This is a genomic window from Gorillibacterium massiliense, assembly GCF_000455485.1.
Taxonomy (GTDB): Bacteria; Bacillota; Bacilli; order Paenibacillales; family NBRC-103111; genus Gorillibacterium; species Gorillibacterium massiliense.
The window spans coordinates 1-4,206 of record NZ_CBQR020000130.1 but is presented as its reverse complement, the minus strand read 5'-3'; the positions used below and the strand labels follow the sequence as shown (position 1 = coordinate 4,206).

General features: G+C 51.5%; 3 protein-coding genes and 1 pseudogene. All 4 read right to left on the bottom strand.

Translation table 11 applies throughout. The features are described 5' to 3' along the window. Positions 1–920, bottom strand: a 920-nt coding sequence (locus tag TJ79_RS17220; protein ID WP_162162970.1) for an RsmB/NOP family class I SAM-dependent RNA methyltransferase, incomplete at its 3' end; no start/stop codon positions are given. A 69-nt stretch (positions 921–989) separates the two neighbouring features. After that, positions 990–2,186, bottom strand: a complete 1,197-nt coding sequence (locus tag TJ79_RS17215) for a response regulator transcription factor (protein WP_040951588.1) — start codon at positions 2,184–2,186, stop codon at positions 990–992. 15 nt (positions 2,187–2,201) lie between these two features. Next, on the bottom strand, positions 2,202–3,992 hold the full coding sequence (locus tag TJ79_RS17210; RefSeq protein WP_040951587.1) for a sensor histidine kinase: 1,791 nt from the start codon (positions 3,990–3,992) through the stop codon (positions 2,202–2,204). Between the two features lie 61 nt (positions 3,993–4,053). Then, positions 4,054–4,206 (bottom strand): annotated as a pseudogene (locus tag TJ79_RS17205) (carbohydrate ABC transporter permease); the annotation flags it as partial.

The window sequence follows — 4,206 nt, the reverse complement described above, 5'->3', positions numbered from 1 at the left end:
CCTTTTGCGCGGTTCTTCGCAAGACCGCCGCGGGCTTCCCCCGCTCCGATCGTTTCGTCCGGCTTCGCGCCTAGCTGCAGGAATGCGACAAAATGGCCTTCGCCCCGTTCCTTGTGCGGCCATATCCGTTCGCTTGCGAGAAGGCGGAAGAGCGGATACTCAGCCAGCAGCCACTGGATGACCTCTTCGTTTTCTTCCCGGTTGAAGGTGCAGGTGGAATAACCTAGTATGCCGCCGGGCTTCAACATTTTGACGGCATCCTTCAGAATGTCTTTCTGCCGAGCAGCGCAAAAAGCGGGGGAACCGGCGTTCCATTCCTCCGCCGCATCCGGGTCCTTGCGGAACATGCCCTCGCCGGAGCAGGGAGCATCCAACATGATCCGATCGAAAAAGAACGGAAACCTCACAGCCAGGCTGTCCGGCGTCATCGAGGTGACGATGGCATTGGAAATGCCCATCCGTTCAATGTTTTCCGAAAGAATCCGCGCGCGTCCCGGGTGGATTTCGTTTGCGACAAGCAGCCCTCTGCCTTGCAGCATGCCGGCAATCTGCGTCGATTTGCCTCCAGGTGCTCCCGCCAGATCCAGAACGGTCTCCCCGGGCTCGGGAGCCAGCTGCTCAGCGGAAGCCATGGCGGATGGCTCCTGAATGTAATACAAGCCGGCGGCATGATAAGGATGCCTGCCGGGACGGGCTTCTTCCGGGTAATAGAAGCCGGTAGGACACCAGGGTACGGCTTCGAGCTGAAACAGCTGCCGCAGGTTCTTCCAAACTGCATCATCGGGAGCCGCTTTCAGCGGATTACAGCGCAGCCCTTGGGTTCTGGCTTCTGCATAGCTGGCGAGAAAAGCTTCGGCTTCCGGGCCGAGTTGTTCCCGAATGCGGGTGATAAATTCGATTGGAAGCGATAGGGGTTCCATGTCTATGATTGCTCCTTATGATCTCATTTATGGAAAAAGCCGCGGCTCGCGGCTTTTGTCGATCGATCCTCAAGATTTCGTCTGATTGCGAGTACGCAAATCCATGCCTATGGACTGGCGGTATTCCGTTGGCGTCATCTCATACCGCTTGCGGAAGATTTGCGTGAAGTAGCGCATATCCTGGTAGCCGATGCGTTCGGCTACATCCGCCAATTTCAGTTGGGGATTGGCGAGCAGCACCTTCGCTTGCTCCAGCCGCAATTGAATCACATATTCCTTAAAGCCTTGACCGTTCTTTTGCTTAAACAACTGACTAAAGTAGACGGGGTTCAGGAACACGACAGATGCAACTTTTTCCAAGGATAAATCATCGCTGAAATGCATGCGGATATATTGCTGGGCCATCTCAACGGCTTTTTCGCTACCTGGAACGCTATGGTTGTAGATTTGGGTGACGGATTCGTCCAGCATTCGCTGAACTTCCTCGGGAACGGTGCGGTAGTCGGTAATTTTTGCAGATATGCACACCTGGAACGGCACTTTTAGGTATTTCTTCAGATGGGTTTTCAGCAGATCGATCACTTCATTCTGTTTGGCCGGTTCATTCAGCATGACGAGTCCTAAAACGCAAAGCCGTTCGTAGCTGGTGGTAAATCCGGTTCCATGAAGCGCGATTATTTCTGACATCACATTTTCGATGATGAAATGCTCAAGATTCACCTGCCGGTCACTGTCCATTTTCACCATAATCAGGAAAAATTCGGGGTAGGGCTCCATGAAAGTCTGGACATCCATGTTCCCGGTATCGAGGCCGGAGATCCAACGCTGGAAGAGAGCCTCCCGCAAATACTTAACGTTGTGTTTCCACACCTGCATCTCCTTGGTCATTTCGCTTTCCTGATCCAGTTCTTCTGCTAAGGAATGGATAAGTTCCGTCAACTTCTCTTTGCCGATAGGCTTCAACAGATAATCCTTGGCGCCTAGCCGGACGGCTTCCTGCGCGTAACCAAACTCAGAATGGGCGGAGATGACCACCCATTTGATCCGGGGGTAGCGCTTGCGGCTCATATTCATCAATTCCAGTCCGGTCATGCCGGGCATCAGGATATCGGTCAAGACGACATCAATCCGTTCGTCCCGCAGCACCGCGAAGGCCTCTTTGGGCGATTCGGCTAAAAAAACGTGATCGCAGACTGGCAAGTCGCGAACCGTGCGTTTTATTCCGTTGCGAATTATCGGCTCGTCATCCACGACTAAAATATTCATGGCGGTGCCTCCTTCTTAAACCGGCGGACATGGAATGATGACCTTGACCAGAGTGCCTTGTCCGGGCTTACTTTCAATTTGCAGGCCATAACCGACGCCAAACATCAGTACCAGGCGGCGCTGCAGATTTTGCATGCCGATTCCGGATCCGTTTGTTCCATCTGCCGCTTCCGGATGGGACCGATGGACGAGGGATGGTTCATTGAGAGATTCCATTAAAGTCTGCAAGGTTATCTCATCCATCCCCACACCATTATCCGAAATCAGAATATGGAGGTCTTGGTCGACTTTCTCGACTTGGACGGTGATTTTTCCTGTATGTTGCGCTTGCTCCAGTCCGTGCTTAACCGCGTTCTCGATAATCGGCTGCAGCGTCATTTTCGGCATGGGTGTATTGAGCCATTCCTCGGCTATTTGTATGTCCGTTTCCAAACGTCCGCCTAATCGGCAGCGGATAACGGTCAGGACGTGGGTCATTTGCTCGATCTCTTCCCGGAGGGTAACGGTAGAGCCTTCTTCCCACTGGCTGCTATAGCGGAACATTCGAGACAATGCCAAAACGACCTCACCCAGTTGGTCTTCCTGTTTTTCATCTAACATCCAATATATCATATCGAGGGTGTTATATAAAAAATGCGGATTAACTTGCGATTGCAAAGCGAGCAGTTGGGCGTTTTTTTCGCTGATCGAGGAAAGTTTCACCCGTTCGATTAAGTCGTCAATTGTCCCGACCATTCGATTGAAGGAAGCCACTACGCTGTTGATCTCTCCGTAGGAATTTATATTGACGATCCCGCGGAAATCTCCGGTTTCGACCTGGCGCATTTGCCGAATGAGCCTTTTCAGCGGATTGGAAATGGTGCGGGATACAAAGGTGGCCAGCAGGATGGATAACAGTACCAAACCCGACATAATAAAGATCATAAGCCGGTAGGTTTTCTCCAATTCTACGTTCAAACTGTTTTTCGGTGTGGAACTGACGATGCTCCACCAGGCGCCTGCAGGTTTGGCCGAAACAATCAGCTTGTTCCCGTAGTAAGCCAGCAGGGGAGCGGAGCCGTGGAAATTAAGGTCGTATTGCAGCAATTCGGAAGGGAACTCGGTGAGCGAGGAACTGGAAGCGATCAGATGCTTCGTTTCCGTTATGATGTAGCTCTCGCTCTTGGAGCTGTAGCTCAGATTGGACAGAGCAGAGAGAAACGGCTCCGCCGATACCTCAACCAGAACGACCCCGACTTGGCGGTTTTTGTATAGATCGTAAATCGGCCGCCCATAGGAAAAGACCGGCCGGTTAACCGACAGGTCGATGAGCGATTTCGGCTGAACGCCCAGCCAGATCATTTCTCCAGTCGATGTGCGAAGTTCCTGCAGCCAAGAGGACGATTTATAGTCCACATCGATGGTGCTCATGGCTGAATTATAGCTGTAGATCTTGTCGTTGTTATGGATGATGTACAAGCCGATAATATCTTTTCGAGAATAATAAAGCGCCCCCAATATGTTGGTAATGGAGCGCTCATTAATGACATTGACGGCGGAATTGTCCTCAGGGCTTTCTCTTAATAGCCGCTGTAAGTCAAAGTTGCCGATGATGGACTTGCTCAAACTATCATAACCGCCGAGCAAGGAATCGATGAGCCCGACGGTTTGTGACATGTTTTTGCGGGAGATTTCCCCGATTTTCGATTGGTATTGGTCCGTTGAATATTTAATGAACAGGCCGCTGATGATCAGCAGCAGCCCGAGCATGCTGACAAGAAACAGCAGGAACAAGGCAGAATGCAGGGTTTTGAACCGGCGAATCATGGTTAGAGCCCTCCAATGATCGATATTGACCTATCATATCACAGGTTTGCTCGCTTGAGGATTAGCCTTTGACTGCACCCGCGACCATGCCCTTTGTAATTTTATCGGACAGCAGGAAGTAGATCAGCACGACCGGGGCAGCGCCAAGCACGAGATAAGCGCCGATGGCACCGTAATTGACCGAATATTGGCTGACAAAACTGTATACCCCGAA